Annotated in this window: 25 protein-coding genes and 1 tRNA gene; 7 read left to right on the top strand and 19 right to left on the bottom strand. The window is 66.7% G+C overall.

Annotated features, from left to right (window positions below; genetic code table 11):
- Positions 1-291 precede the first annotated feature (291 nt).
- The 4 genes from clpX to V7S63_RS02600 all read right to left on the bottom strand — a co-directional run bounded on the left by clpX (position 292) and on the right by V7S63_RS02600 (position 4,197).
- Positions 292-1,560 (bottom strand): ATP-dependent Clp protease ATP-binding subunit ClpX, encoded by a 1,269-nt coding sequence (clpX, locus tag V7S63_RS02585; protein WP_091829463.1) that lies wholly within the window; start codon positions 1,558-1,560, stop codon positions 292-294.
- Between the two features lie 269 nt (positions 1,561-1,829).
- A complete protein-coding gene (locus V7S63_RS02590; RefSeq protein ID WP_100960805.1) occupies positions 1,830-2,450 on the bottom strand; it encodes an ATP-dependent Clp protease proteolytic subunit in 621 nt (206 codons plus the stop codon).
- 144 nt (positions 2,451-2,594) lie between these two features.
- Entirely contained in the window at positions 2,595-4,028 is a 1,434-nt protein-coding gene (gene tig / locus V7S63_RS02595) for a trigger factor (RefSeq protein WP_091829465.1), read from the bottom strand.
- Between the two features lie 84 nt (positions 4,029-4,112).
- Positions 4,113-4,197, bottom strand: a tRNA-Leu gene (locus V7S63_RS02600).
- Positions 4,198-4,363: 166 nt separating this feature from the next.
- Between V7S63_RS02600 and V7S63_RS02605 the strand changes: the two genes are divergently transcribed.
- From V7S63_RS02605 to V7S63_RS02615, 3 genes are all read left to right on the top strand, one after another.
- The gene (locus tag V7S63_RS02605) at positions 4,364-5,809 is read left to right on the top strand and encodes a multicopper oxidase family protein (RefSeq protein WP_336529105.1); all 1,446 of its coding nucleotides are present in this window, start codon (positions 4,364-4,366) and stop codon (positions 5,807-5,809) included.
- A 66-nt stretch (positions 5,810-5,875) separates the two neighbouring features.
- On the top strand, positions 5,876-6,745 hold the full coding sequence (gene kdsA / locus V7S63_RS02610) for a 3-deoxy-8-phosphooctulonate synthase (protein WP_336529106.1): 870 nt from the start codon (positions 5,876-5,878) through the stop codon (positions 6,743-6,745).
- Positions 6,738-7,955, top strand: coding sequence for an MFS transporter (locus V7S63_RS02615; RefSeq protein WP_336529107.1), 1,218 nt, complete (start codon positions 6,738-6,740; stop codon positions 7,953-7,955). Before kdsA ends, V7S63_RS02615 begins: the two co-directional genes overlap by 8 nt.
- A gap of 17 nt (positions 7,956-7,972) precedes the next feature.
- Here the strand turns inward: V7S63_RS02615 and queF are convergent, their stop codons facing one another.
- Positions 7,973-8,428, bottom strand: coding sequence for a preQ(1) synthase (gene queF, locus V7S63_RS02620; protein ID WP_336529108.1), 456 nt, complete (start codon positions 8,426-8,428; stop codon positions 7,973-7,975).
- A gap of 159 nt (positions 8,429-8,587) precedes the next feature.
- Here queF and eno point away from each other — a divergent pair, with 159 nt between their 5' ends.
- Both eno and V7S63_RS02630 read left to right on the top strand, forming a co-directional pair.
- On the top strand, positions 8,588-9,871 hold the full coding sequence (gene eno, locus V7S63_RS02625; protein WP_336529109.1) for a phosphopyruvate hydratase: 1,284 nt from the start codon (positions 8,588-8,590) through the stop codon (positions 9,869-9,871).
- A 100-nt stretch (positions 9,872-9,971) separates the two neighbouring features.
- The gene (locus tag V7S63_RS02630; protein WP_336529110.1) at positions 9,972-10,880 is read left to right on the top strand and encodes a DMT family transporter; all 909 of its coding nucleotides are present in this window, start codon (positions 9,972-9,974) and stop codon (positions 10,878-10,880) included.
- On the opposite strand, the gene V7S63_RS02635 is transcribed toward V7S63_RS02630, so the two are convergent.
- The 3 genes from V7S63_RS02635 to V7S63_RS02645 all read right to left on the bottom strand — a co-directional run bounded on the left by V7S63_RS02635 (position 10,854) and on the right by V7S63_RS02645 (position 13,188).
- A complete protein-coding gene (locus V7S63_RS02635; protein WP_336529111.1) occupies positions 10,854-11,645 on the bottom strand; it encodes a hypothetical protein in 792 nt (263 codons plus the stop codon). The genes V7S63_RS02630 and V7S63_RS02635 overlap by 27 nt on opposite strands.
- On the bottom strand, positions 11,642-12,763 hold the full coding sequence (gene tgt / locus V7S63_RS02640; RefSeq protein ID WP_336529653.1) for a tRNA guanosine(34) transglycosylase Tgt: 1,122 nt from the start codon (positions 12,761-12,763) through the stop codon (positions 11,642-11,644). Before tgt ends, V7S63_RS02635 begins: the two co-directional genes overlap by 4 nt.
- 74 nt (positions 12,764-12,837) lie before the next feature.
- Positions 12,838-13,188 carry an ArsC family reductase gene (locus tag V7S63_RS02645; RefSeq protein ID WP_100960798.1) on the bottom strand — a complete coding sequence of 117 codons (351 nt, stop codon included), beginning with the start codon at positions 13,186-13,188 and terminating at the stop codon, positions 12,838-12,840.
- 181 nt (positions 13,189-13,369) lie between these two features.
- Between V7S63_RS02645 and V7S63_RS02650 the strand changes: the two genes are divergently transcribed.
- The gene (locus V7S63_RS02650; protein ID WP_100960079.1) at positions 13,370-13,951 is read left to right on the top strand and encodes a phosphoribosyltransferase family protein; all 582 of its coding nucleotides are present in this window, start codon (positions 13,370-13,372) and stop codon (positions 13,949-13,951) included.
- Between the two features lie 18 nt (positions 13,952-13,969).
- Here V7S63_RS02650 and V7S63_RS02655 read toward each other — a convergent pair whose 3' ends face one another.
- Complete coding sequence (locus V7S63_RS02655; protein ID WP_336529112.1) at positions 13,970-14,191, bottom strand: 2'-5' RNA ligase family protein; 222 nt, start codon at positions 14,189-14,191, stop codon at positions 13,970-13,972.
- 471 nt (positions 14,192-14,662) lie between these two features.
- Positions 14,663-15,538 carry a helix-turn-helix domain-containing protein gene (locus tag V7S63_RS02660; protein WP_336529113.1) on the bottom strand — a complete coding sequence of 292 codons (876 nt, stop codon included), beginning with the start codon at positions 15,536-15,538 and terminating at the stop codon, positions 14,663-14,665.
- Positions 15,539-15,666: 128 nt separating this feature from the next.
- On the opposite strand from V7S63_RS02660, the gene pobA reads away from it, so the two are divergent.
- Entirely contained in the window at positions 15,667-16,836 is a 1,170-nt protein-coding gene (gene pobA / locus V7S63_RS02665) for a 4-hydroxybenzoate 3-monooxygenase (protein ID WP_100960073.1), read from the top strand.
- A 139-nt stretch (positions 16,837-16,975) separates the two neighbouring features.
- Here pobA and V7S63_RS02670 read toward each other — a convergent pair whose 3' ends face one another.
- From V7S63_RS02670 to V7S63_RS02710, 9 genes are all read right to left on the bottom strand, one after another.
- Positions 16,976-17,395: a GFA family protein gene (locus V7S63_RS02670; protein ID WP_100960071.1), complete on the bottom strand. Its 420-nt coding sequence runs from the start codon at positions 17,393-17,395 to the stop codon at positions 16,976-16,978.
- Positions 17,396-17,453: 58 nt separating this feature from the next.
- Positions 17,454-17,912 carry an SRPBCC family protein gene (locus tag V7S63_RS02675; protein ID WP_248307390.1) on the bottom strand — a complete coding sequence of 153 codons (459 nt, stop codon included), beginning with the start codon at positions 17,910-17,912 and terminating at the stop codon, positions 17,454-17,456.
- On the bottom strand, positions 17,909-18,238 hold the full coding sequence (locus tag V7S63_RS02680) for an ArsR/SmtB family transcription factor (RefSeq protein WP_336529114.1): 330 nt from the start codon (positions 18,236-18,238) through the stop codon (positions 17,909-17,911). Before V7S63_RS02680 ends, V7S63_RS02675 begins: the two co-directional genes overlap by 4 nt.
- A 327-nt stretch (positions 18,239-18,565) precedes the next feature.
- On the bottom strand, positions 18,566-19,786 hold the full coding sequence (locus tag V7S63_RS02685; RefSeq protein WP_336529115.1) for a M20 family metallopeptidase: 1,221 nt from the start codon (positions 19,784-19,786) through the stop codon (positions 18,566-18,568).
- Between the two features lie 16 nt (positions 19,787-19,802).
- Positions 19,803-21,425: an ABC transporter ATP-binding protein gene (locus tag V7S63_RS02690; RefSeq protein WP_336529116.1), complete on the bottom strand. Its 1,623-nt coding sequence runs from the start codon at positions 21,423-21,425 to the stop codon at positions 19,803-19,805.
- 3 nt (positions 21,426-21,428) lie between these two features.
- Positions 21,429-22,253: an ABC transporter permease gene (locus V7S63_RS02695; RefSeq protein WP_336529117.1), complete on the bottom strand. Its 825-nt coding sequence runs from the start codon at positions 22,251-22,253 to the stop codon at positions 21,429-21,431.
- Positions 22,246-23,193, bottom strand: coding sequence for an ABC transporter permease (locus V7S63_RS02700; RefSeq protein ID WP_336529118.1), 948 nt, complete (start codon positions 23,191-23,193; stop codon positions 22,246-22,248). Before V7S63_RS02700 ends, V7S63_RS02695 begins: the two co-directional genes overlap by 8 nt.
- A 21-nt stretch (positions 23,194-23,214) precedes the next feature.
- A complete protein-coding gene (locus V7S63_RS02705; protein WP_336529119.1) occupies positions 23,215-24,768 on the bottom strand; it encodes an ABC transporter substrate-binding protein in 1,554 nt (517 codons plus the stop codon).
- An 11-nt stretch (positions 24,769-24,779) separates the two neighbouring features.
- Positions 24,780-26,105 carry a M20 family metallopeptidase gene (locus tag V7S63_RS02710; RefSeq protein ID WP_336529120.1) on the bottom strand — a complete coding sequence of 442 codons (1,326 nt, stop codon included), beginning with the start codon at positions 26,103-26,105 and terminating at the stop codon, positions 24,780-24,782.
- Between the last annotated feature and the right edge of the window lie 51 nt (positions 26,106-26,156).

The following is a 26,156-nucleotide window of genomic DNA, read 5'->3' on the forward strand; positions in this document are numbered from 1 at the left end:
ATCGATCGGACGTACTGCGCGGCGCGACCATTCGCGCCAGGCGCCCCCGCCGGCCGCGCCCTCGACAGGCACGCGACTCCAACAGGTGAGCATAAGGTGGATGCTTCGACGCCGGCTTTCAAGCGACGCCTCACGCAGTCCACCGCCGCTTCTGTCGCAACAGGCACACGAGGCCGTGAGGGATCCGGCGACGCAAGGGCGGTTTCGATGCAGCTTTGACCACACTGGCGCACAAGGCAAAACGCGCGCCGAAAGGCGCGCGTTCCAAAGTGACCCAGAATCTGCTTCAGCTCAGGCAGAGGCCGACTTGGTCTCCTCTTCGCGATCCGCATAGATGAACAGCGGACGCGACTTCGACTCGACCGCCTCGGGGCCGATGACGACCTGCTCGACGCCTTCCAGCCCCGGCAGCTCATACATCGTCTCGAGCAGGATGCCCTCCATGATCGAGCGCAGGCCACGCGCGCCGGTCTTGCGCTCGATCGCCTTGCGGGCGATCAGGCTGACGGCCTCGTCGGTGAAGGTGAGCTCAGTGTCCTCCATCTCGAACAGACGCTGATACTGCTTGACCAGCGCGTTCTTCGGCTCGGTGAGGATGGTCTTGAGCGCGGCTTCGTCGAGGTCCTCGAGCGTCGCCAGCACAGGCAGGCGGCCGACGAATTCCGGGATCAGGCCGAACTTCAGCAGGTCCTCCGGCTCGACCTCGCGGAAGATCGCGCCGGTACGGCGGTCGTCAGGAGACTTCACGGTCGCGCCGAAGCCGATCGAGGTGCCCTTGCCGCGGCCGGAGATGATCTTGTCCAGCCCGGCGAAGGCACCGCCGCAGATGAACAGGATATTGGTGGTGTCGACCTGCAGGAACTCCTGCTGCGGATGCTTGCGCCCGCCCTGCGGCGGCACGGAGGCGACGGTGCCCTCCATGATCTTGAGGAGCGCCTGCTGCACGCCCTCGCCCGAGACGTCGCGGGTGATCGAGGGATTGTCCGATTTGCGGCTGATCTTGTCGATCTCGTCGATGTAGACGATGCCGCGCTGCGCCCGCTCGACATTGTAGTCGGAAGCCTGGAGCAGCTTCAGGATGATGTTCTCGACATCCTCGCCGACATAACCGGCTTCGGTCAGCGTCGTCGCATCGGCCATGGTGAACGGCACGTCGAGGATGCGGGCGAGCGTCTGCGCGAGCAGCGTCTTGCCCGAGCCGGTCGGCCCGATCAGCAGGATGTTCGACTTCGCCAGCTCGACGTCGTTGTGCTTCGTCGCGTGGCTGAGGCGCTTGTAATGGTTGTGGACCGCGACGGAGAGGACCTTCTTGGCGTGGTCCTGGCCGATGACGTAGTCGTCGAGAACCTTGCGGATCTCCTTCGGGGTCGGCACGCCGTCCTTCGACTTCACCAGCGCGGACTTCGATTCCTCGCGGATGATGTCCATGCAGAGCTCGACGCATTCATCGCAGATGAACACGGTCGGGCCCGCGATCAGCTTGCGGACCTCGTGCTGGCTCTTGCCGCAGAAGGAGCAGTAGAGCGTGCTCTTGGAATCGCCGCCGCTGGCCTTAGTCATCGTGATTCTCCATCTCGGAGGACAAAATCCGCCACCGAAAAACGGCGGGCTGATGTCGTCTCCCCGTCATAATAGGCGCCCAGATCACGATTTTTGGGTTAACGCGTCGCTCTGGCGCAGGTGGCGACGAAACTGACCCAAAATCGGACCGCTCGAGCGCCTTGCTGCGCCCTTCAGATGCCCCATGCAAACATGGGGCCTAGTCTCAAGGCAATATGGCCCTTCGGGAGCCGCTCGCCAACCCACAGGCGCGTGTACCTCCAACGACCTCAGGCCGCCTCGTCCGCGCGCTTGTCGATGACCTTGTCGATCAGGCCGAATTCCTTGGCCTGGTCTGCGGTCATGAAATTGTCGCGCTCCAGCGCCGCCTCGATGTCCTCGTAGGAGCGGCCGGTGTGCCTGACGTAGATCTCGTTCAGGCGCCGCTTCAGGCTCTCGACCTCGCGGGCATGGATCAGGATGTCGGTGACCTGGCCCTGGAAGCCGCCAGACGGCTGGTGGACCATGATGCGGGCGTTCGGCAGCGCGAAGCGCATGTCCTTGGCGCCGGCGGTCAGCAGGAGCGAGCCCATCGAGGCGGCCTGGCCGACGCAGAGCGTCGTCACCGGGCAGCGGATGAACTGCATGGTGTCGTAGATCGACAGGCCCGAGGTCACCACGCCGCCGGGCGAGTTGATGTAGAAGGAGATTTCCTTCTTCGGGTTCTCCGCCTCGAGGAACAGCAGCTGCGCCACGATCAGCGAGGCGGAGTAATCCTCGACCGGGCCGGTCAGGAAGATGATGCGCTCGCGCAGCAGGCGCGAATAGATGTCGAAGGCACGCTCGCCGCGGCTCGACTGCTCGACCACCATCGGGACGAGATTGTTATAGGTCTCGATCGGGTCACGCATCATCGTCGGTCCTTGGGGTCAAAGCGGGCGGGAATCAGCCGATAGCGGCGAAGACCCCACATAAGCATGCCTGCGGCGGCTGAAAAGGGAAGCGCCGCCCGCAGAGTGCGGACGGCGCCGATATCGTCGATCAACTGGGAAGGATCAGGCCGAGGCCTCATCCGCCGCATCGGTCGCAGCCTTCTTGGTCTTCTTCGCCTTGGCGGCCTTCGGCTTGGCCTCGGCAGCGCCTTCGTCCTCGTCGTCGGCGAAGAGCGCCTCGCGCGAGACCGACTTGTCGGAGACCTTCACCTGACCGAGCAGATGGTCGACGACCTTCTCCTCGAAGATCGGGGCGCGGATCTCGGCGAGCGCCTGCGGGTTCTTGCGATAGAACTCCCAGACTTCCTTCTCCTGGCCCGGGAACTGGCGGGCGCGCGCGATCAGGGCCTGCGTCACCTCGTCATCGGAGATCTGGACCTTGGCCTGCTCGCCGATCTCGGCCAGCACCAGGCCGAGGCGAACGCGACGCTCGGCGATCTTGCGGTACTCCGCGCGAGCCTCGTCCTCGGTGGTGTTCTCGTCGGCGAAGGTCTTGTTGGCGTTCTTCATGTCCGCCTCGACCTGGCTCCAGACCGCGGCGAACTCCTGCTCGACCAGGGTCGGCGGCAGCTCGAAGCTGTACTTGCCGTCGAGCGCGTCGAGCAGGGCCTTCTTGATCTTGCGGCGCGACTGCTCGCCGAACTCGCGGCCGATCTGCTCGCGAATCGCGGTCTTGAGCGCGTCGAGCGACTCCATGCCGAAGCCCTTGGCGAGCTCGTCGTCGATCTTCAGCTCGCCCGGAGCCTGGACGTCGTCGACGGTGACGGCGAACTCGGCCGGCTTACCGGCAAGATGGGTCGCGGTGTAGTTCTCGGGGAAGGTCACCGAAACGGTGCGCTGCTCACCCTTCTTGACGCCCTCGAGCTGCTCCTCGAAGCCCGGGATGAACTGGCCGGCGCCGAGTTCGAGCGGGATTTCCGAGCCGGTGCCGCCATCGAAGGGCTTGCCTTCGAGCGTGCCGACGAAGGAGATCAGCAGGCGATCGCCCTTGGCGGCCTTGGCGCCGTCCTTCTTCGACTCGAAGGCGCGATTCTGCGAGGCCATGCGCTCCAGCGCCGCATCGACATCGGCCTCAGGGACGTCCGCGACAGGCTTCTCGAGCGACACGTCGGAGACGTCGGCAACCTCGATCTTCGGCAGAACTTCGAGCGCGACGGTGAAGGCGAGATCGCCCTTGGCCTCCATCGCGGCCTCGATCTCGTCCTTGTTCTCGGGGAACTTGATCTGCGGCTCGAAGGCGAGCTTCAGGCCATTGTCGGTGACGATCTTCTGGTTCGCCTCGTTGACGGCGTTCTGGACGACATCAGCCATGACCGAGCGGCCATAGAGACGGCGCAGATGGCCAACCGGGACCTTGCCGGGGCGGAAGCCGTTGATCTTGGCTTTGCCCTGCAGGTTCTGCAGCTCGCCATCGAGCCTCGACTTGAGGTCCGTGGCGTTCAGCACCACCTGGAATTCGCGCTTGAGGCCCTGGGACAGGGTTTCCGTCACGTTCATTGTTCGATCCGCCAACAGCTCGTTACTTCAATGTCCAAAGCGCGACGCCGGATGACCGCCGCCGCGCTCGCGAAATCCGAATCATGGTGCGGGCGGAGGGACTCGAACCCCCACGACTTTCGCCGCTGGTACCTAAAACCAGTGCGTCTACCAGTTCCGCCACGCCCGCCGACCCGGTGCGCGATATCGCAGTCTTCGCGACAGCAGCACCGTAGGCCGCGCCGCTATACCATTTCGGACGCGTCATGCAGCAAAAAAATGCGACAGTTCTGCGAACGCGGCTTCCAGGCGGCTTTACGCTCGCCAGAATGACCCGGTGAGGCTATGTCGCGAGCATGAGCAAAGACGCTTCGCCGCCGGCCGCGCGCCCTCATCCCAGTCGACGCCTCGTCATCGCACAGGGCGCGGGCATGGCGACCCTGTTCTCGCCATTGTCAGCACTGGCCCAGCAGACGCCGGCCGCTCCGCAGGCGGCGTCGGCAGGCGCCGCACGGAATCTCGTCGCAGCCCCCGCCAAGCTGCGCCTGCGACCGGCGCCGGCGCCCGAGACCGAGGTCTGGGCCTTCGACGGCGCAACCCCGGGCCCGGTCCTCAAGGTGAAGCAGGGCGAGACCTTGCGTCTCAACCTGCAGAATCGGACCGACAAGCCACTTTCGCTGCATTGGCACGGCCTGCGGGCCGATCACGTCATGGATGGCGTCGGCGGCTTCAGCCAGGAGCCGGTGCCGCCGGGTGGGCAGTTCGAGTACCGGCTGGCGCCGCCTGATTCCGGCACCTTCCTCTATCGGCCGATGCTGCTTGGCGGCTCATCCGAGCCGGCCGGACGCGGGCTCTCCGGCCTGCTCATCGTCGAGGAGAAGGAGCCGCCTTCGGTGGATCTCGATCTGCCCGCCTTGATCGGCGACTGGCTGCTCGGCGACGACCAGAAGCTCCTGCCGTTCGCTGCCGACGGGCAGGACGGCGCGGCGGCCGGCCGGCTCGGCAGCTGGCTCACCGTCAACGGCAAGCCGCCGCCGCTGCCGGTCAAGCTGCCGCCCGGCGCCCGCGTTCGGCTTCGTCTCGCCAATGCCTGCAATGCCCGGATCATGCGGCTGCGTTTCGATGAGATGAAGGCCTTCGTCGCCGCGGTCGACGGCCAGCCGACCGAGACCTTCGAGCCGGTCCGGGGCCAGCTGCCTTTCGCTCCGGGCACGCGCTACGACGTGATCTTCGACATGCCGGAGACGGTTGGCGCCGCCGCCAGCGTCACCGCGTTGATCGGCCCGGGCGTGCCGCTGGTGCGCTTCGTCAGCGAGGGCACGGCGAAAGCGGCGCGCCCGGCGATCACCGCGATGCCGCTCAACCCCGCCCTGCCGGCGGCGGTGCGACTCCAGGATGCCAGACGCTCGGAGATGATCATCGAGGGCGGAGCCAAGGTCACGCCGGAGAACAAGCTCGACCTGACGGGTCTCGACCTTGCGAAGCCCTGGACCGTCAATGGTGGCCAGGGCGATCCGAAGGGCAAGCCGCTGTTCAGCGTCAGGCGCGGCTCGCCGGTGGTGATCGGCATCACCAACAAAACGGCCTTCGTGCAGCCCTTCCATGTCCACGGCCACTGCTTCCGCCTGCTGCACCCGCTCGACGACGGCTGGGAGCCCTATTTCCTCGATACGGTGCAGATTCCCGAGGGCAAGCGCCTGCACATCGCCTTCATCGCCGACAATCCCGGGCGCTGGCTGATCTCCTCCACCGTGCTGGAGCGCTTCGACCGGGGGCTATGGAGTTGGTTCGAGGTGACGTGACGCCGCGTTGGCTTGTCAGCTTCGCGGGTGGCTTCTAAACCCGCGCCCTTAGCCAAGGAGCCCACCATGACCGCCAACGCCATCGTCACCGTGGGCGCTGATCTCTCCAGCCCCGTCCGCTTCGGCAATGGCCTGCCGCTCGCCTTGATCGCCGGCCCCTGCCAGATGGAAAGCCGCGATCACGCGCTCGAGATCGCGCTGCAGTTGAAGGAGACGGCTGAAAAGCTCGGTATCGGGCTGGTCTTCAAGGCTTCCTTCGACAAGGCCAACCGCACCAGCGTGAAGGGACAGCGTGGCATGGGCCTGGACGCCGCCCTGCCCGTCTACGCCGAGATCCGCGAGCGTACCGGGCTGCCGGTGCTGACCGATATCCACGATGTGAGCCAGTGCGCGCCGGTCGCCGAGGTGGTCGACATCCTGCAGATTCCGGCCTTCCTCTGCCGGCAGACCGACCTGCTGGTCGCCGCCGCCAGGACCGGCCGCGTCGTCAACGTCAAGAAGGGCCAGTTCCTGGCGCCCTGGGACATGGTCAACGTCGCCGCCAAGGTGACCGAGAGCGGCAATCCGAACGTGATGCTGACCGAGCGCGGAGCTTCCTTCGGCTACAACACGCTGGTCACCGACATGCGCGCTCTGCCGATCATGGCGGAGATCGGCGCGCCCGTGATCTTCGACGCCACCCATTCGGTGCAGCAGCCCGGCGGCAAGGGCGCCTCGACCGGCGGCCAGCGCGAATTCGTGCCGGTGCTGGCGCGTGCCGCGGTCGCGGTCGGCGTCGCCGGCGTCTTCATCGAGACCCATCCCGACCCCGACAACGCCCCGTCGGACGGGCCGAACATGGTGCCACTGCGTGACTTCCATGCACTGATCGCAGAGCTGCAAGAGTTCGATCGGCTTGCCAAGCGCTCGGCGCATTCTACGCTGGCGTATGTCTGAGACGTCAGCCAGCACCGCTCCGCCCGCGCGCCCGCAAGGTTCGCTGAATTCACTCATCCTCGTGCTCGGGGCGTGCGGCTTCGCCTCGACCTTCACCATGCGGCTGCTCGACCCGCTGGTGCCGACGCTGGCGGCCGAGTTCGGCCGCAGCATTGCCCAGGTCGCTACCGTCGCGACCGCATTCTCCTTCGCCTACGCCGTCGGCCAGCCTTTCCTCGGACCGATCGCGGATTCTCTGGGCAAGCTCCGGACGATCGCGACCTGCCTCGGCGCACTCGCGCTGCTGTCGCTCGCCGTGACTTTCGCCGGCTCGTTCGAAGTGCTGACGGTCGTGCGCATGGTCGCCGGCATCGCCGCCGGGGGCATCATTCCGGTCGCGATGGCGGCGATCGGCGACCGGGCTCCCATGGCCGAGCGGCAGGTCATGCTCGGCCGCTTCCTGGTGCTGATGATCGTCGGGCAGATGGTCGGGGCGGCTTGCTCCGGCCTGGTCGCCGAGCATCTGGGCTGGCGCTACGTCTTCCTGATGGCCGGCGCAATCGCCGCAATCGCCGGGCTGCTCGTCGTGCTGGTGCTGAAGCCGCGGCCGGATGCGCGACGCGCGCCACTCAGCTTCGCCGGCGCGCTCGCGAACTATGCCGCCGTCTTCGCCAATCCGCGTTCGAAGCTGCTTTATGGGCTCGTCATCGTCGAGGGCAGCCTGATCTTCGGCATGCCGCCCTATATCGCCGCGATCCTGCAGGAGCGCGCCGGCGTCGGGCCGTCGCAGGCGGGCCTCGTCATCGCCGGCACCGGGCTCGGCGGCATCGTCTATGGCGTGCTGACCCGCATCCTGGTCGAGCGGCTCGGCCCGACCCGGATGACGACGCTGGGCGGCATCGTGATGGGCCTCGCCTTCGCTCTCTTCTCGCTCCCCTTCCTGCCCTGGTGGAGCGCGGTCGCGATCTTCACGTTGAACGGCTTCGGCTTCTTCCTGATGCACGGCACCTTCCAGGCACAGGCGACCGAGCTTGCACCGACCGCGCGCGGCTCGGCGGTGGCGCTGTTCGCCTGCGCGCTGTTCTGCGGCCACGCGCTCGGGCCGGTGCTAATGGGCGCCGCCCTGCATCTGTTCGGCACCAGCGGCGCAATCCTGCTTTTCGCCGCCGGGATCACCCTGCTCGGCTTCGCAACGCCGCGCGTGCTGCCGCTGGCCGGCAGCCGGACTTAGAGGTTCAGCGCTGGGCGTCAGCGCCCGCGATAAGGCGCGACGCCCTGATCGGGCAGCCAGAGGCCTTTCGGAGCCTCGCCGGTCTGGAAGAAGACGTCGATCGGGATGCCGCCGCGCGGATACCAGTAGCCGCCGATGCGGAACCATTTCGGCTCGAGCAGCTCGACCAGCGTCTTGCCGATGCCGACGGTGCAGTCCTCGTGGAAGGCGCCGTGATTGCGAAAGGCGCCGAGATATAGCTTGAGCGACTTCGATTCGACCAGCCAGTCGCCCGGCAGATAGTCGATCACCAGGATACCGAAATCGGGCTGGCCGGTGACCGGGCAGATCGAGGTGAATTCCGGGCAGGTGAAACGGGCGAGATAGTCGGTGCCGGCATGCGGGTTCGGCACGCGGTCGAGGCGGGCCTCCTCCGGCGAGCGCGGCAGGTCGCTCGCCTTGCCGAGCTGGAGGGTCGAGGCGTCGATGGTCATGGGCGTCATCCTGAACAGGTGGCGCCCATCGATGGCGGGCGCTGGAGTTGCCGGGGCTTTTAATGCCGGGCCCGGATAAACGCCACCGCCCCTTCCCGTCGCCGCCTGTCTTGTCTAGAAGCGCGGCATCCCTTGCCCACCTCAGCTCCGGAGCCTGCCATGACCGCGATCATCGACATCATCGGCCGCCAGATCCTCGATTCCCGCGGCAACCCGACGGTCGAGGTCGATGTCGTGCTCGAGGACGGCTCGATGGGCCGCGCCGCCGTGCCGTCGGGCGCCTCGACCGGCGCGCATGAAGCGGTCGAGCTCCGCGACGGCGACAAGAGCCGCTATCTCGGCAAGGGCGTGCTCAAGGCGGTCGAGGCCGTCAACGTCGACATCGCCGAGGCGATCGTCGCGATGGACGCCGAGGACCAGGCCGCGATCGACCAGGCGATGATCGAGCTCGACGGCACGCCGAACAAGAGCAAGCTCGGCGCCAACGCCATTCTCGGCGTCTCGCTCGCCGTCGCCAAGGCGGCGGCCGACGCCTCCGGCCTGCCGCTCTATCGCTATGTCGGCGGCACCTCGGCCCGCGTCCTCCCCGTTCCGATGATGAACATCGTCAATGGCGGTGCCCATGCCGACAACCCGATCGACTTCCAGGAATTCATGGTGATGCCGATCGGCGCGCCCTCCTTCGCCGAGGGGCTGCGGATGGGTGCCGAGATCTTCCACACGCTGAAGAAGGCGCTGCACGACGCCGGCCACAACACCAATGTCGGCGACGAGGGCGGCTTTGCCCCCAACATCAAGTCGGCGGAAGCGGCGCTCGACTTCGTCATGCAGGCGGTCGAGAAGGCTGGCTACAAGCCCGGCGAAGACGTCGCGCTGGCGCTCGACTGCGCCGCGACCGAGTTCTTCAAGGACGGCTCCTATGTCTATGAAGGCGAACGCAAAACCCGCGACCCGAAGGCGCAGGCGAAGTACCTCGCCAAGCTGGTCGCCGGCTATCCGATCGTCTCGATCGAGGACGGCATGGCCGAGGACGACTGGGAGGGCTGGAAGGCGCTGACCGACCTCGTCGGCAGCAAGTGCCAGCTCGTCGGCGACGACCTCTTCGTCACCAACGTCACCCGCCTGTCGCAGGGCATCAAGGCGAAGACCGCCAACTCGATCCTGGTCAAGGTCAACCAGATCGGCACGCTGACCGAGACGCTGGCGGCCGTCGAGATGGCCCAGCGCGCCGGCTACACCGCGGTGATGTCCCATCGCTCGGGCGAGACCGAGGACGCAACCATCGCCGACCTCGCCGTTGCGACCAATTGCGGGCAGATCAAGACCGGCTCGCTGGCCCGCTCCGACCGGACTGCGAAGTACAACCAGCTGCTGCGCATCGAAGAGGAACTCGGCGCGCAGGCGGTCTATGCCGGCCGCTCGGCGCTGAAGGCGCTGGCCTGAGCCTGTTGCACCGGAATAGCCAGCGGCGCGGCCGCGCCATGCGCTGGCACCACTAACCGCATGCTCCAGCTTTGAACTAGGTTGGGGCATGCATCAAACCGTGCCCCTTTCGGACGAGCGGCTGCGCCGGCGCCGGCAGCTCGCCTTTGCCGGCATGACGTTCGCCATGCTGATCTTCGGGGCCAACTTCGTCGTCAGCCGTCACGCCGTGCTGAACGGGCTTTCATCGCACGACATGCTGGCGCTGCGCTTCGTCACGGCCGGCTTCCTGCTGCTGCCGAGCTTCATGATGGCTGGCGGCCTGCGCGATTGCGCCGGTCTCGGCTGGAAGCGCGGTCTGGTCCTAGCGGTGATGAGCGGTTTCCCGATGAGCTTCCTGCTCATGACCGGGCTGACCTTCGCCCCGGCAGCGCACGGCGCAGTGATCGGACCGGGCACCGTCACGGTGATCGGCATCGTCGGCAGCGTCGTCCTGTTCGGCGCGCTGTTGACGCGGCAGCTCGTGCTCGGCGTGATCGCGGTGCTCGTCGGCCTCGCATGTCTCGGCATTGCCGGCACGACGCATTCCAATCCGAGCATCGTTTTCGGCGATCTCTGTTTCCTCGGCGTCGGGCTGGTCTGGGGCGGCTATCCGCTGCTAATCCAGCTCTGGCGGGTCAATGCACTCAAGGCCACGGCCGTCGTTTCGGTGCTGTCGATGGCCTATCTGCCAATCTACTTCGCCTTCTATTTCCGCGGCTTCGACGTCGCGCCCTGGTGGGTTCTGCTGCTGCACGCGATCAATCAGGGCGTCCTCAACGTCATCGTCGGCCTGTGGATCTGGAGCTGGTCGACGCCGGTACTGGGCCCCTCCGTCGCTGGGCGCTTTCCGCCGATGATCCCGGTCGCCGGCACGCTGCTGGCGATCCCCGTGCTCGGCGAGATTCCGAGCGGGCTGCAGGTCGGCGGCATCGCGCTGATCATCGCAGGACTGTTCGTCGCCTCATGGCGGCGCGTGGCGGCGCGCTAGCGCCATCAGCCCCAAGTTCCAGACAATGCAGACCAGCAGGCCGAGCCCGAGCGCCGGCCACGAGCCGAGCCGCACGGCCGCGACATGGACCAGCGCCATCGCGAAGCCAAAACCGAGCAGGCCCAGCAGGCTGTTGGCAATGACCGCAGCGCTGGCCGGCCCGCCGATACGCGGCTGCAGGATCGCGATCAGGCTCGACAGGACGATCGGAAAAGTCGCCAGCACGCCCGACCAGGCCGGGCCGACGCGCGCGCTGATGGTGGTGACCGTGCCGGCCAGTGCCGCGACCGCTGCGGCCCGCAGCGGGATCGCATACCAGGGCCGCCGCGGTGTGATCGCGGGGCGCGCGGCGAGGTAAGGCCGCACGATACGGTGCAGAATCAGGAAGACGACCGGCGTCGCCACCAGCAAGGCACTGAACGGCAAGGCCAGCGCCTGCAGGCCGGAGACCAGCACGAAGAAGGTCAGCAGCGCCGCAACAAGGCAGGTCACGGTGCCGAAGCGCTGCGCCAGCAGGACATAAACCAGCGACAGGCCGGCATTGGAGAGATTGGAGCTCATGCTGGCGAGCGCACTCGCCGAGATGAAGGCGGCGTCATGGTCGAGCGCCAGAAAGACATAGACCGGCCCGGCCGAGATCGGCAGCGTCGCGATCATCGCCGCGAGCAATGGCCCGCTCCGTTCGGCCAGCAGCGAACAACTGACGACGATGGCGGCCGCGACCGCCATCTTCAGCAGCAGCAGGCCGAGCCATGGTTCGATCACGCCGGCTCGCCCTTGGCCCAGCCTTCCTTGGTCTCAGCGATAAAGTCTTCCAGGCGCCCTGCTGCGATAGCGGCGCGCAGGCCCGCCGTCAGCTCCTGGTAATAGGCGAGGTTGACCCAGGTCAGCAGCATCTTGCCGAGCATCTCCTCGGCCTTGACCAGATGGTGCAGATAGGCGCGCGAATAGCTGTTCGCCGCCGGGCAGGAGGATTGCGGATCGATCGGCCTGGCATCCTCGGCGTGCTTGGCGTTCTTCAGGTTCATCCGGCCGAAGCGGGTGAAGATCTGGCCGTGGCGTCCGGCCCGCGTCGGCATCACGCAGTCGAACATGTCAACGCCGCGCCTGACCGCCTCGACGATGTCGTCGGGCGTGCCGACGCCCATCAGATAGCGCGGCTTTTCCTGCGGCAGATGCGGCTCGACCGTCTCGATCATCGCCAGCATCACATCCTGCGGCTCGCCGACGGCGAGCCCGCCGATGGCGTAGCCTTTGAGATCCATGGCGGCGAGCTCGCGGGCGCTCTCGACGCGCAGGGCCGGCACGGCGCCACCTTGCACAATACCGAACAGCGCCCTCCCCGCCGGATCGCCGAAGGCTTTCCTGCAGCGCTCGGCCCAGCGCAGCGACAGATGCATCGCCTTCTCGGCAACCTTGTCCTCGCAAGGCAGCGAGACGCATTCGTCGAGCTGCATGACGATGTCGGAGCCGAGCAGGTTCTGAATCTCGACCGAGCGCTCCGGCGACAGCACATGCTTCGAGCCGTCGATGTGGGACTGGAAGGTAACGCCTTCTTCGGTCAGCTTGCGCAGATTGGCGAGCGACATCACCTGGAAGCCGCCGGAATCGGTCAGGATCGGGTGCGGCCAGTTCATGAACTTGTGCAGGCCGCCGAGCCTGGCGACGCGCTCGGCGCCGGGCCGCAGCATCAGGTGATAGGTGTTGCCGAGCACGACATCGGCGCCGAGCGCCTTGACCTGCTCGGGATACATACCCTTGACCGTCGCGGCGGTGCCGACCGGCATGAAGGCCGGCGTGCGGATCACACCGCGCGGCATGCGGACCTCGCCGGTGCGGGCAGCGCCGTCCCGGCCGAGAAGATGGAAGCTGAAATCCGTCATCATGGGCGCGGGCCTAGCCCAGCGCGGCACTCTACGGAAGAGCCTTGCGCGCTGTGCGGGCCTGTGTCGGCAGCTCAGCGCTTGGCGAAAGCCGCATCGTAGGCGTCGGGCTTGAAGGCGAGGATACGGCGGTCGCCGAGATCGAGCACCGGGCGCTTAATCATGGTCGGCTGTGCCAGCATCAACGCGATCGCCTTCTGCTCGTCGAGACCCTGCCTGTCGGCCTCGGGCAGCTCGCGGAAGGTCGTGCTTCCCTTGTTGAGCACCTTCTCCCAGCCGAGCTCGCGGCACCAGGCTTCGAGATGGGCCTTGTCGATGCCTGAGACGCGGTAATCGTGGAAGACGTAGGGGACCTTGTGCGCGTCGAGCCAGCTCCAGGCCTTCTTCATCGTGTCGCAGTTCTTGATGCCGTAGAGCGTGACCATCGTCCGGGCCGTCCCTGATTGCCGTCGGCGCGGGTTGGCATGATGGCCGTTGGAGATCAAGCGACGTCTCCGCGGAGCCTCAACGCATGAGGCCCAAACCCATTCGGCTCCCCTCGCGCTCCGTCATGCTATCGGTAACGATGGCGCGTATCGGGCGAGCAGAGAATCGAATGGACGTGTCATGATCGATGGACTTGATCCACTCGCGACGGGCGACGACGATTTCGACATTCCGTTCCGCCCCTGGAAAAATCATCCTGCCGCCGGCGTCGATTTTCCCGATATCTCGATCACAACCGTCGACGCGACCCTGACGCGACGCATGGTGGACGAGTTGGCGCAACGAGTTCCGGCGAAGGTCGAGATCCTCGCCGGCATCGACATTGGCGGGCTCGGCCTCGCCGGCGCGCTGGCCTCTCGCAACGGCCTCGGCTTCTTCGACATCCGCAAGGTCGATTCGCTGCGCAACGGCGTGATGCGCAGCATCATGGCGAACTACGAGCTCGGCGAAGGCGTCGTGATCTCGAAAGGCGCGCGGCTGGCGGGGCGCCATGTCGCGATCGTCGACGATTGCCTGATCTCCGGCGGCACGGCGCTGGCGGCGGCGCGCCTGATCCGCCGGCTCGGCGGCCATTGCAACACGGCGCTCTTCGTCTTCGACATCGAGGGCATGGGCGGGCGTGAGCGGCTTGCGGGTGGCGGCATTACGGCAGAGGTGTTGCGCACTGTCCCGCGGATAGCACCTGAAGGAGAAGGCGCCTAAGCGGACGCTGCGTGGTCATCAACTGCCGAGTGACCAGCGGGCGAGATGGTCGTGGCGGCTCGCGCCATGGACGCTGCGGATCAGGACGAACTCGGGAACGGTGAAGCTCAGACGCGGTATCTCGATCCGGGGAACGGGCCGCTTGTCGTAGAGCAGAGTGATGTGCGGATCGAACCGCTCGGCGACAGGTATGCTCGCCGCCTGCATGGCATCATGAAGGCGTCTTTGGAGTGCGAGCAAGGCGGGCAGCGTGTCACTGGCCGTAAGAAGAGCGACCGCTTTCCGTACGAGCTACCAAACGCTTCCGCCTGGTCAAAAAAGATATCGAAGCGTGGCTCGTGAATTGACGCACCAATCTGCTTCAGCCGATCGACAATCCCAGACGGGGCTTCGCCGAATGCGCCGATACCGCAAAGGCTGACATGATAGCGATCGGGCCCGACCAGATTGCTCCGCAGCTTCATTGATTGCCGAAGCTGACGCCCGAGCGCGTCGATCGACCGAGCGATGTCGGATGGCGGCACGACAGCAAAAAAGTAGCTGCTCCAAGCCGCGTCAGATTGGCCCTCGGCCTGCAACGAGGGCTTCGCGGGTCCAGTGTCTCCACCTCCGCCGAATAGGTCGAACTGGTCGGGAGATAATCTCCTCATCTTCGGATAGTAGAACAAAAAGAGAACATGAACAACCGCTGAGCCCGGTCCCTGAACGCCCTCACCCCGCCGCCCGGTACTCCGACGGCGACATTCCCGCCCGCGCCGCGAAGAAGCGGGAGAAATAGGCCGGATCGGAGAAGCCGAGCCGGAAAGCGATCTGCGAGACCGTCGAGCGGGTATAGACGAGATCCCGCCGCGCCTCGATCATCAGCCGCCCCTGGATCACCCGCATGGCGGAATGGCCGAGCACTTCGCGGCAGACACGGGTCAGGTGCGGGCCGGTGACGCCGAGGTCACGCGCATAGGCGTCGAGCGGCTCATGCGTGTGGAAATGGCTCTCGACCCGCTCGATGAAGCGGCGGACGAGCACGGCGCGGGCATCGTTGGCGCCGCTGGCCGCGACCGCATGCGAGCGCGCAATTCGGGCAAACCAGATCGCGATCAGCCCTGCATGGGCGGCGAGCGCGAGCTCGCGGATGCCGCGGTTGCGGGCGAATTCGGCCAGCGCGGTCTCCATCACCACTATGAGCTCGATGATGCTGGCGTCGTCCACCCCTCGCCGACCTACGAAGGCCTCCCCCAGCACGGCCCCGAGCGCCGGCTCGGCCTCGATCAGCGGCGTCAGCGTCGAGGTCGCGACACTGGCGACGAAGCCTTCGGTATCCGGATCGAAACGGAACTCATGGATCGCCAGCGGCGGCAGCAGCAGGACCGTGCCGGGGATGAGACGATGGTCCGTGCCGTCGATCCGCACCAGCCCACCGCCCGAGGCGATCAGGAAGAACTGCGCCATGTCCTGATGGCGGTGCGGTTCGATCCGCCAGTCGCGCGGGGCGCTGCGGGCGCTGATCCGCTCGATATGCAGCGCATCCGGGAACCGCTGCTCTCGCGGCTCGTCATAGAGCCAGTAGGCGGGCACCGAGGCGAGGGGCATTCGAACCATCCGATGTTCGATTTGTCCAAGAGGTTGGGTGAAAGCTCCATTCACGTCAATCAATCGCAATGGCAGATTCACGTGAAAGTACCGAGGCTCGGCGAGCCGGGGATTCCAGGGAGAACGCCATGCGCACGCAAGTCGTGATCGTCGGCGCCGGACCGTCCGGCCTGCTGCTTGGGCAGTTGCTCAGCCGGCAGGGCATCGACAACGTCATCCTGGAACGCAAGAGCGCCGACTATGTGCTCTCGCGCATTCGCGCCGGCGTGCTCGAACAGGGCACGGTCGACCTGCTGCATGAAGCCGGCGTCGGCGCGCGCCTGGCGGCGGAGGGTCTGCCGCATGACGGCTTCTCGCTTGCCTTCGAAGGCCGCCTGCAGCGCGTCGACCTCAAGGGCCTGACCGGCAAGCAGGTCACGGTCTACGGCCAGACCGAGGTGACGCAGGACCTGATGGAGGTACGGCAGGGCGCCGGCACGACGAGCTTCTACGAGGCAGAGGACGTCCAGCTGCATGATTTCGACGGCACCTTGCCGCGCGTCAGCTTCATCGTCGCGGGCAAGCGCCGCGAGATCGCCTGCGATTTCATCGCCGGCTGCGATGGCTTCCACGGCATCTGCCGCGCCTCGGTCCCGATCGAGGCGATCAAGACGTTCGAGCGCGTCTATCCTTTCGGCTGGCTCGGCCTGCTGGTCGACCGGCCGCCGGCTGCACATGAACTGGTCTATGCCAGCTCGCCCCTTGGCTTCGCGCTCTGCTCGATGCGCTCGCAGACCCGCAGCCGCTATTATGTCCAGGTGGCACTCGACGAGACGGTCGAGGCCTGGTCGGATCAGCGCTTCTTCGACGAGTTGCGTCGGCGCGTGCCGGAAGAGGTCGCAGCGGCGGTGACGCCAGGACCGTCGCTGGAAAAGAGCATCGCGCCGCTGCGCAGCTTCGTCGCCGAGCCGCTGCGCTTCGGCCGGCTCTTCCTCGCCGGCGATGCCGGCCACATCGTGCCGCCGACCGGCGCCAAGGGGCTGAACCTCGCCGCCAGCGACGTGCACTACCTGTTCGAGGCGCTGCGCGAGCACTATGCCGAGCGTTCCGATGCCGGGCTCGATGCCTATTCGGCGAAGGCGCTGGCGCGGGTCTGGAAGGCGGTGCGCTTCTCCTGGTCGATGACCAACCTGCTGCATCTGTTTCCGGAGGCGAGCGCCTTCGACCAGCGCATCAGGCGCGCCGAATTCGACTACCTCGCGCAATCGCAGGCCGCGCTCACAAGCGTCGCGGAGAACTATGTCGGCCTGCCCTATTGAGGCCGGCAAGATTGCTCCGCCAAAGTTGGTGTCGCCGGAGCGAAGCGGAGATCCGGGACCGATTCCGGAGCCTTTCCGAGTGAGGTTCCGGAATGGGTCCCGGGTCAAGCCCGGGATGACGGCGTGATTCCGAAGATGCTCAACCTCCCCGAGGCGGCAGCTTCTCGAACTTCGTGGCCTCTGGAGGCACATGGTCCCACGGTTGGGCGACAGAATGCCAGAACACCATCTCCGGCTTGTAGCGGGCGGGCTCGTCGAGGCTGCCGGCGCGGATGATGAACAGGTCGGGAATGTCCGGGAAGGTCAGGTAGACCGGTGAGCCGCAGGTTGGGCAGAAGGCGCAGCGCTTGACCGTGCCGCCCTCGCCGGCCACGTCCCAGGTGCTCGCCTTGCCCTCGACCGTGACGGGCGCGCCGGCGAAGCTGAGATAAGAGCTGTGGCCGGTGCCGCTCTGGCGCTGGCACTGGCGGCACTGGCAGTCATTACTCGCGACCGGTTCGGCAGTGATCTCGTAGCGGATCGCGCGGCAGGCGCAGCCGCCCGTATAGGCATGGCTCATCGTCATTCTCCAGGAAGGGATGGGAAACAGCCGAGACTGTGGAAGGCGTCGGCGGTGGTCAGTCGTCCTCGCCAGCGAAATCGCCGAGGCGCGGCAGGATACTCTTCCAGCCGCGGCCCATATTGGTGAGGGCGATCTCGTTGCGCGGCAGCTCGAAGCCGGAATGGACGAGGCGCACGCGCGTGCCGTCCCCTTGCCTGGACAGCGTCCAGGTGACGACCGTGTCGAGCCGGGAGCCGTAGCCGACATTGCCGTCGTCACCGCCCTTCCAGGAATAGGACAGTCGCTCGTTCGGGATCACCTCGAGCACCTGGCAATGGATCGTGCCGTCCCAGGCGCCGGCCGGCGTCGTCTTGAAGGTGAAGCGCGTGCCCTGGACGGGCGCGAAGCCCGTGGGTTCCATGATCCAGCGGGCGATCAGCCTGCTCGAGGTCAGCGCCTTCCAGATCGTTTCGGGCGCGTGCGGCAGGATCTCGTCGACGATGATCGCCTGTGTGGCGGGCTTCAGGTCGATCACGGATCGATCTCCTTGAGAAGGCTGCGAAGGTTGGCGAAGCGCTCGCGCCAGAACACGCCGTAATGGCCGATCCAGTCGATGAGCGGCGCCAGGCCTTCCGGCTCGGCGCGATAGAAGACGTTGCGACCCTCCGGCCGCTCGGCGACGAGGCCGGCCTGCTTCAGTGATTTGAGATGCTGCGAGATGGCGCCCTGCGTCACGCCGCTACCGCGGGTGAGCTCCGCGACGGTGATCTCGTCGCAAGCGGAAATGCGCTCGAACACGGCACGCCGGGTCGGATCGGCGAGCGCACGCATGACGGTGGAGACGGGAGCGATCTCGAGCATACAAATCAATTAGCAATCGCTAATTCATTAGTCAATACTAATTCGACTGAGCCAAGAAGGCCGGCCGGCGAAAGGCCGGCCCTCCCTCTCTCTCAGTCCATGCGGTTGGTGAGCAGCCCGCCCGGCGTCGCGGTCAGTCTCCGGCAGCCTTCGGCCCCTCGCGCGGCAGGAAGGCGACGCGATAAATCGTCTCAGAGACGGTATAGCTGGTCAGTCAGGACAGTAATTCGGCATGGTCGACCGGCAGCGGCTCGGCGCCCGCTTGCGCCATGGCGGTCCGGGCCCTGGCGACCCGGCGGGTGAAGTCCTCGCGCGGGAAGACCGGACTCACGCCACTTCGCAGATGTCAAGGATGGTCAGCATGTAGATGCGGACCATGTCGAGGAAGTCGCGGATCTCGACGCGCTCGTCGGGCATGGTGTTGTAGCGCCCGCCGGGACCGCAGACGATGCCTTCCATGCCTGCCTCGGCATAGAGATGGCCGGCATCGGTGCCGAAGAAGCCGGGTGGCTTGATCGCCCCGGTCGGCTGCGCCTCGCCGCGCACCACCTGGTAGGCGGCGTTGATGCTCTTGACGATGCGGGCGTCCTTCGCGACCTCGAAGGCCGGCATCGACTGGTGCCCCTCCTTTTTCTCGATGCGGATCGCGGTCTTGAGGCCGGGGAAGCGCTGCTCCAGCGCGGTGAGCTCGCGCCGCATGTCGGCGAGCGCGCCTTCCTGCGTCTGGCCGGGCGCATAGCGGCCGGAGCCCTTGAGCTTGCAATAGTCCGAGACCTGCGGGGCGCGCCATTCGTGCAGTTCCTTGCCGAGCGCGCCGTGGACGACGCCGACATGGACGCGGTTGATCGATTCATGCTCGGGCGACGGCGCGCCGGAGAAGGTCATGGCGTTCAGCTTCGGGATCAGGTCGCAGGCGGCCATGATCGCATCGACCGCCTGCTCGCGCTTGGAGAGGTGGCGCGTGTTGCCGGTGAGCTCGATCACGAAGGAGAATGCACAGGCGTGCATGGTCACGGCCTGCAGGTCGGTCGGCTCGCTGTTGACGAAATAGTCGGCGCGAATGCCGTTGCGGATCGCCGCGACTGTGCCGACGCCGCCCTGCAACTCGCCGACGACGAAAGTCAGGATCACGTCGCCCTTCAGCTTCACGCCGGCGTCGATCAGCGTCTTGACCGCGCAATAATAGGCCGCGTCGCCCGCCTTCATGTTCGAGACGCCGATGCCGTAGATGAACTCGTCGTCGACCACCCCGCCCCAGGGATCGACCGTCCAGCCCTCGGTCGCCGGATTGGTGTCGAGATGGCCGTTGAACAGCAGGCTCTTGCCGCCGCCAGTGCCTTTCCAGCGACCGATGGCGTTGGCGCGGCGGCCGTCGTCGAAGGGCTGCGCCTCCGCCTCGAGGCCCATCGCCTGCATCTGCCCGACGACATGGTGGACGAGCGCCTTCTCACCTTCGGTTTCGCTGTAGCTCTTGTGCTTCACCCAGTCGGAGAGGAGCGCGAGGCAGGCCTTCTCGTCGAGCGCATGGATCAGGTCGCGGGGGTTCATCGTCGGCCTCGCAAGGTCAGGCGGCGGCCGTGGCCGGGGCGGGCACGGCGGCGAGCAGGGAGCGGGTGTAGGGGTGGAGATCGCCACCGGAGAGCGCGGCGACATCGACGAGATCGACCAGGTCGCCGCGATACATCACCGCAATCCGGTGGGCGATCTGGCGGACCAGATTGAGGTCGTGAGTAATGAAGAGATAGGCCGTGCCGAAGCGCTTCTGCAGGTCGACCAAGAGCTCGATCACCGAAGCTTGCACGGAGACGTCGAGGGCCGAGGTGATCTCGTCGCAGATCACCAGCTTGGGCCTGGAGGCGAAGGCGCGCGCGATCGCGACGCGCTGCTTCTCGCCGCCGGAAAGCTGGTGCGGATAGCGCTCGGCATAGGATGCCGGCAGCCTGACCTGCTCCAGCAGTTCGCCGATCGCGGCTGCATCCTTGCGCGCTCTCGGCTCGCCGTAGAGCGCGAGCGGGCGCGACAGGATCTCGCGGATGCGCTGGCGTGGATTGAGCGAGGAATCGGGGTGCTGGAAGATGATCTGGACGTCGCGGCGATAGGCCCGGTCCATGTCGGAAAGGCCGGTGATCCTGCGGCCGGCGAAGCGGATCTCGCCCTCGAAGCGGTTCAGGCCCGTCATCGCCTTGGCCAGCGTCGACTTGCCAGAGCCGGATTCGCCGACGATGCCGAGGATCTCGCCCGGCTTGATCGACAGGCTGACCTCGCGATTGCCGGTGAATTGCGTGTTCGCCCGGCCGAGCAGGTGCCCGAGAAAGGGCTTGCGGCCATAATGGACGCTGACCTTCTCGACCTCGACCAGCGGCCTGTCCGCCGTCTCGGGAGCCGCCTCGACCAGGCGATGATCGGGCCGCGGCACCGCGGCGAGCAGCCTTTGGGTATAGGCGTCGCGCGGCCGTGCAAAGACCTCGCCCACCCCACCCTGCTCGACGATCTTGCCGCGATGGATCACGGCGACTCTGCTCGCGATCTGCGAGACCAGCGCGAGATCATGCGAGATATAGAGCGAGGCGACGCCGGTCTCCTCCTGCAAGTGCTTGAACAAGTCGAGGATCTGCCGGGCGGTGATGACGTCGAGCGCCGTCGTCGGCTCGTCGAAGATGATGCATTCGGGCTGGCAGGCGAAGGCGGTGGCGATGACGACACGCTGCTTCTCGCCGCCGGAGGCCTCGTGCGGATAGCGCCGCATCATCTGCTTGGGGATCTTGAGGCCGACATGGGCGAGGCGCTCCTCGCCTTCCGCCCAGGCCTGCCGGCGCGTCAGGCCGCGATGGCGCACCAGCACCTCGGCGAGCTGTTCGCCGAGCGGCAGCGTCGGGTTGAGCGAGGTGCTGGGGTCCTGGAAGACCATGCCGATGCGCCGGCCGCGGATCGCCTCGATCTCGGCCTCGCTAGTCTTGAGCAGGTCCTGACCCGTCAGGCTGATGCGGCCGGCCTCGCGCGCGCTCTTGGGCAAATGGCGCATGATCGCCCAGGCGAGAGAGGTCTTGCCCGAGCCGGATTCGCCGACCAGGCCGAGCACCTCGCCCCTGGCGATCGCCAGCGTGACGTCATCTAGCGCGCGGGTGAAGCCGCTCGGCGTCGCGTAGTCGAGGCTGTAGCCGGCGATGTCGAGGATCGGTTCGCCCATCGCTCAGCTCCTCGGGTTCAGCACGTCGCGCAGCCCGTCGCCGAGCAGGTTGAAGCCGATCGCGACCAGGGCGACGGCAAGGCTCGGCCACAGGATCATCCATGGGCTCAAATGCATGAAGCGCCGGGCTTCCGAGACCATCAGCCCCCATTCGGAGGCCGGCGGCTGGGCGCCGAGGCCAAGGAAGGACAGCGTCGCGAACAGCATCACCGCAAAGGCGACGCGGATCGTCATCTCGACGATGATCGGCGCGATGACGTTCGGCAGCATCTCGCGCCCGACGATGAAGGCGGCGCTCTCGCCACGCGCGATCGCGGCGTTGACATAATCCTGCTTGCGCACCGAGAGCGCGACCGAGCGGGTGACGCGCGCCATGCCCGGCGCGAAGGCGAGCGCGATGGCGAAGAGCGCATTGAGGCTGCTCTTGCCGAGCAGGTTCACGATCAGCAGCGCCAGCAGCAGGCTCGGGATCGACATGATCGCGTCGACGGTGCGCATGATCGCCTCGTCGCTGCGCCCGCCGAGGAAGGCGGAGACAGTGCCGACGACCGCCCCGACCAGCGTGCCCAGCGCCGTCGCCAGCACGGCCAGCAGGACGGTGGCGCGGGCGCCGTGCAGCAGCCGGCTCAGGATATCGCGACCATACTGGTCGGTGCCGAGCCAGAACTGCGCGCTCGGCGGCTTGTAGCGCGTCAAGGGCGCCATCTTCTCGGGGTCGTAGGGCGCGACGGCGGGCCCTACGATGACGACGAGCAGGATCAGCCCGACGATCACGAGGCCGAGCGCGCCTTGCGGCGAGCGCAGCATGCGCCGGAGGATCTCAATCATACTGGATCCTCCGGTCGAGCCAGGCATAGGCGATATCGGCAAGGAAATTGGCGATGGCATAGGTCGTTGCCATGATCAGCGCGCCGGCCTGGATCGAGGGCAGGTCGCGCGCCTGGATGGCGACGATGAGCTGCCGGCCGATACCGGGGAGCGCGAAGATCTCCTCGACCACGATGACGCCGCCGAGCAGATAGCCGACATCGAGCGCGACGATGGTGATGGTCGGCAGCAGCGCGTTGCGCAGCGCGTGTTTGAACAGCACCTGCCGCTTCGACAGCCCCTTCAGTCGCGCCGCGCCGATGTAATCGGAGTGCAGGACATCGACGAGCTCGGAACGCACCATGCGCGAGACATGGGCGATCAGGATCAGCGACACCGTCAGCACCGGCAGGACGAGGTGTTTCAACCCCCGCAGCGGATCCTCGGTCAGCGGCACATAGCCGGTCGCCGGCAGCCATTGCAGCCAGTCGGCCAGCACCAGCACGATCAGCGTCGCGGTGACGAATTCCGGGAGGGAGACGCCGACATAGGACAGGAAGCCGACACCGAGATCGGCCGCCCTGCCCCGCCTGACCGCGGCGACGATGCCGAGCGGGATCGCCACCGCCAGCATCAGCGTGATCGAGAACAAAGCGAGCAGCAGCGAGCGGCCGAGCGCTTCCAGCATCGCCGGCGCGACCGGCTGGCCGGTGCGCATCGAGACGCCGAAATCGCCGCGCAACACGCCGGAGAGCCAGTGCAGGTACTGCATCCAGATGGGATCGTTCAGCCCCATCCTGGCACGCAGCGCCGCCAGCGCGTCCGGCGTCGCATTCTCGCCCAGCATCATCACGGCCGCGTCGGCCGGCAGAACCTGGGTGATCGCGAAGACGATCAGCGACACGACCAGCAGCGTGTAGCCGATCAGCAGAATGCGCTTGAGGACGTAACTCGGCGACACGGCGCTGCAATCCCGTCCGGCTCAGCCGCGCTTCGGCGCCTTGGCGCCGAGCGAGACATGGTCGAGCCGGAAGACGGCGCCGCGCGGATGCAGCTGATAGCCCTCGACCCAGTCGCGCTGGGCGCCGAGCAGGTCGAAGAAGGCCGGGATGATCGAGGGCACCTCGGCATTCATCAGCTTCTGCGCGTCGGCATAGAGCGCGCGGCGCTTGGCCTCGTCGACCGTTGCCCTCGCCTCGAACACGAGCTTGTCGAAGGCCGCGTTGTTCCAGCGCGTCTCGTTCCAGGCGGCATTGGAGGTGTAGAGCAGCGAGAAGATGGCGTCGGCCGTCGCCTGCATGTTGTAGAAGCCGACATAGAACGAGCCCTTCTTCCAGACCTGGTCGAGATAGGTCGCGTGCGGCATGGTCTCGACCTTGATGTCGAAGCCGGCGAGCTTGGCCATCTCGCGCAGCGCGACCGCGAGCTGGGTGCGCTGGCCCGGCCGGTCGGAGGCGATCAACGTGGCCTCCAGCCCCTTCGGATAACCGGCTTCGGCGAGCAGCGCCTTGGCCCTGGCGATATCGGCCTTCTTCAGCGGCTGCTCGGCATAGAAGCGATAGGCCGGGTTGAGCGGCGTGTCGTTGCCGGCGGAGCCGAAGCCTTCGGTGACGAAATCGACCATCGCGGCGCGATCGACGGTGAGCGCCAGCGCCTGGCGTACGCGCACGTCGTTGAACGGCTTCTGGTCGCAGCCGAAATTGACATTGCAGAACTGGCCCGACGGCACGCGCAGCGCCTTCACACCGGACGCCTTCTGCAGGCGCCCGAACTCGGTCGGCGGGGTCGTGGTGATGAGGTCGGTATCGCCCGCGATCAAAGCGGAAGCCTCGGCGCTGACGTCCGGGTAGACCACCACTTCGATCCGATCGAGATAGGGCCGCTCCTTGTCGTAGAAGGCGTCGTTGCGGGCGACGACGATCAGTCGCTCGGGCTCGAAGGAGACGAGTTTGAACGGGCCGGTACCGACCGCCTGGCGGTCGAGCTTCTCCAGCCCGCTTTTGATCACGGCGGCCGGCACGATCTTGGCGTTGGTATAGGCCAGCGTCACCGGCAGGTCGGCGAAGGGGGCGGAGAGGTTGAAGACAACGGTGTTGTCGTCCTTGGCCGTGACCTTGGCGATCGGCCCGACATTCTGGCGGGCGGGCGAAGCGGTCTTGGCGTCGAGGATCGCCTCGAAGGTCGCGACGACGTCGGCAGCGGTGCAGGGCGAGCCGTCATGAAAGGCTAGGCCCTTGCGCAGAACGAAGGTCCATTCGGTCAGATCGGCGGAATTGCTCCAGGATTCAGCGAGATCGGGCTCGGCACTCATGTCGAGCTTGAGCCGGGTCAGGCCGGAATAGAGCAGTTCGGCGACGAGATATTCCGGGTTCACCCGGGTGACGAGCGGGTTGAGCTTGGCGACCGCCTGGTCGACGCTGACGCGAAGCGTGCCGCCGCGGCGCGGCGCCTGGGCGAAGGCCGGCATGCCGGAGAGGGCTAGGCCGCTCAGGGCTGCGGAGGCGACGAGGAAATCGCGACGATGGATGCTCGGCATGGGGCGCTCCTTCAGCTCTGGGACGGCGGGGTATCGGGGTTGAGATCGGGCCTGAAATCGGCGGCGAGATAGGACAGCACCGCCTGCGCCAGCGAGACGATGTCCGGCACCGTCGTGTATTCGCCGGGCGAATGGATGTTGCGATCGGGCCGGCCGAGACCTCCGAGCAGAACCTCCTGCCGGCCGGTCGCGCGTTGGACCCAGCCGAAATCGGAGCAGCTCGCCGCCCCCCAGCGCCGGAAATCCTCCGGCGCGTAGCCGAAGCCCTCTCCCATCGCAGCCTGCCAGCGCGGCCAATGCGGGCCGGCCGGATCGGCCGTCGGCATGAGATGGCCGACCAAGGCGGTCTCGACCGTGAGGCCGGGTACTGTGGCAGCGCTGCGGCGGATCACCGCCTCGATCTCGGCCAGCGCCTTCTCGAAACGCTCCTCGGGGGCATAGCGGCGGTTGATCGTCAGCTCGAGCAGAGCAGGAACCTGGCCCCCGGCCGTGCCGCCTGCGATCGCGGCGAGATTGAGCTGGGCAGCGAGCGGCGGCTTGCCGGGCGGCGGCGGCAAGGCGGAGATCCGGGTCGCGACCTGTGCCTTCAGCGCCATCAACGCGTTGAGCAGCGGCAGGGCGCTCTCTATGGCGTTGAGGCCGGAGCCTTTGCCATTTCCCTCGCCGGCATGGACGGCCTGGCCATGGATGCGCACCAGCAGGTTGAACAGGCCGAAGCAGCCGGCCCAGATCCGCGCCTCAGCGCTGCCGTTGAAGTTGAGGACATGCCCGGAGAGCCTACCCTGCTCGGCGAGATAGCGAATGCCGGGATAAAGGCCGCCCTCCTCGTCGGTGCAGAACAGCAGCATCGGGTCATAGGCGAGCGCGACACCGCAGGCCTGCGCTGCGCGCAAAGCCAGCAGGATCGCGGCGATGCTGCCCTTCATGTCGGCGGCGCCAAGGCCGATCAGGCGATCGCCATCGCACTGCATCCGCAGCGGGTCGGTCGCCCAGCCAGCGGCAGCGGGCACGGTGTCGACGTGGAAATACAGGCCGCAGACTGGCCGATCGCCGGGGCGGCTGGCGATCAGGTTGGTGCGCGGGCCAACGGCCGGGCCGTTCGGCACCTGCCACAGCGTCTCGGGCACGGTCACCCGTTCGGTCGCGAAACCGAGCGGCACGACGAGGTCCTCCATCAGCCCGGCGAACTCGTCATAGCCCTGGCCCGGCGGAAAGGAGGTGTCGACCGCGATCATCCGGCCGAGCTCGGCGACGGCGACATCGACATTGGCGGCGATCCAGCCTTGGGCCTCGGCCAGCGCTGTCTTGTCATACAGCAGGGATGCAGGCGCGGTCATCGCTCAGCCGACGACGCAACGCTTGTCCGGCACCGGTGCGATCTGCGATGG

It is taken from the genome of Allobosea sp. CCNWLY174 (assembly GCF_037120455.1).
GTDB classification, from domain to species: Bacteria; Pseudomonadota; Alphaproteobacteria; order Rhizobiales; family Beijerinckiaceae; genus Allobosea; species Allobosea lupini.